Origin of the sequence: Pseudomonas sp. 50_B (assembly GCF_017491625.1) — a bacterium.
Taxonomy (GTDB): domain Bacteria; phylum Pseudomonadota; class Gammaproteobacteria; order Pseudomonadales; family Pseudomonadaceae; genus Aquipseudomonas; species Aquipseudomonas danubii.
The window spans coordinates 1-1,851 of record NZ_JAFGYX010000053.1; the positions used below are offsets into that span (position 1 = coordinate 1).

1 protein-coding gene is annotated in these 1,851 nt (G+C 64.6%); it reads right to left on the minus strand.

What is annotated here, in order from left to right; all coding sequences use genetic code 11:
- On the minus strand, window positions 1-1,851 hold a 1,851-nt coding region (gene tssI, locus J5M73_RS30840; protein WP_102861890.1), incomplete at both ends, for a type VI secretion system tip protein VgrG.

A 1,851-nucleotide genomic window follows, 5' to 3' on the forward strand; every position in this document is an offset into this window, starting at 1 on the left:
GTGCTTGGCCGCCTTGACCGTAAAATTCCCCGGCATGCCCAGCTCGATATTGCCGCCCTTGAGCGTCAGGTAGGCCCCGCCGCACATCAGGGTGATGTGTTCCTTGGCAGACACCAGCACGTGCTGCTGGCCCGCGCTGACTTCCACGCTCTGATCCGCTTCCAGGCGAATGCTGTTCTGTTGCGCCTGCAGCAACATCGGCCCCTGGTGGGTGATGTGGCGCATCTCGCCGCTCTGGGCGAACAAGCCAAGGTCGGTGCCGGCATTGACTACAAACTTCTGCCCCGAGGTGAGCTGCTGATTCTGCTGGGCGACGCTGTCGATATGCTCGCCCGCCGCCAGGGTGACGCTCTGGGGAGACACCGCGGCGATGCCCGCCTGGCCACTCAGGGCAATGGCCGGGTTGCCGCCGTTGCTCTGCTGCGACTCGTCGTTGGCGCCATGCCCCAGGTCGCGCACCGCTTCGCTGAGGGTTTGCTGTGGTTGGGTGTCGTGTCCGACGCCTTGATGGTCTTGCGCATAGTCGCCCAGCCCCTTGGCCAGTTGCAGCGCGGCTTCCAGCACCTGGATGGCCACGCCACGCTGCAGTTGCCCGGCATTGGCCTGCAGTTGCGCTTCGGTGCTGAGCAGCAGCCCTTTGGCCGCGCGCAAGGCGCCGTGCTCGTCGGTGCGCAGTTCAAAGCCCTCGCCACGGGGCGCGCCACCTTCGGGCCGGGGATGGGTCAGGTACCCCAGGTGCAAGGCGCTGCTGCCGTGGTCGCTCATCAAGGCCGCACTGATTTGCTGGGTGGTGTCATCGATGCGCAGTTCGTTGGCCCGGCTGCCCTTGTGTTCCTTGCTCTTGAGGGTGTTGAGCGTCTTGTGATCCGGCAGGCGGTAGGGCGGCATATGGCTGGCCCTGTAGGTGCGTCCGGTGATGATCGGCTGGTCACAGTCGCCATCCAGATAATCGACTATGACTTCCTGGCCAATGCGCGGGATTGCCATATGGCCCCACTGCGCCCCCGCCCAGTTCTGCGAGACCCGCACCCAGCAGGAGCTGAAGCCGTTGTGCTTGCCCTCGCGGTCCCAGGGGAACTGAATTTTTACCCGGCCATATTCATCAGTGTGGATCTCCTCTCCTTCCGGGCCCACCACCGTGGCTATCTGCGGCCCGTCAATGACCGGCTTGGGCAGTGGCCTCGGGCGCCATTCGCAGTCCTCGGCAATGATCTGGGCGCTGAAGTCGTAACTCACGCCCATCTCGGCACCGGCAGCCTCTTCTTGCTGGCTGGCGTGCTGTATCCCTTTGTGGATGATGCGCACCGAGCGCCACCAGCGGTTGAAGTCGCCCCGCGGGTGCCCGGTCAGTTGGAAGGAAAACCCCGGAATCAGCCGCGGATCATCCCCTTCCACCGTCGCCACCCGGGCATCGCGACGATGGCCCAGCAGGCGGTTTTGGGTGAAAGGTTGGCCGACGGTGCTGCTCTTGTAGCGGCCCGGGTAATCGTAGCGCTCATAGTGCTGGGCCTGATGCTCAAGGTCATCGCCGAGCATGCGCTGCTGCTGGTCGAAGGCCGGGCGCTTGAAGCTGTAGTCACGCTGCGTCTGCTCGGCGGTACGCACGTTTTCCGTGTAGCTGAAGGCGTACAGCACCGGTTGCGGGGCATCCCCGGCCGGCTGGGTGCTGTACAGCACCGGCCCGCCCGGGATGCGCTCCTGGACGTACAACTTGTCACCCTGGACCAGGGTGTGGGCGTTGGCATCGTGCTTGAAGAAATAGAACAGGCCTTCCTCGGTGGACAGGCGGTCGAACAGATAGAGGTCGGTGTCTCCGGCCTGGACGCAGTATTCACGCGGCGCATGCGGGGT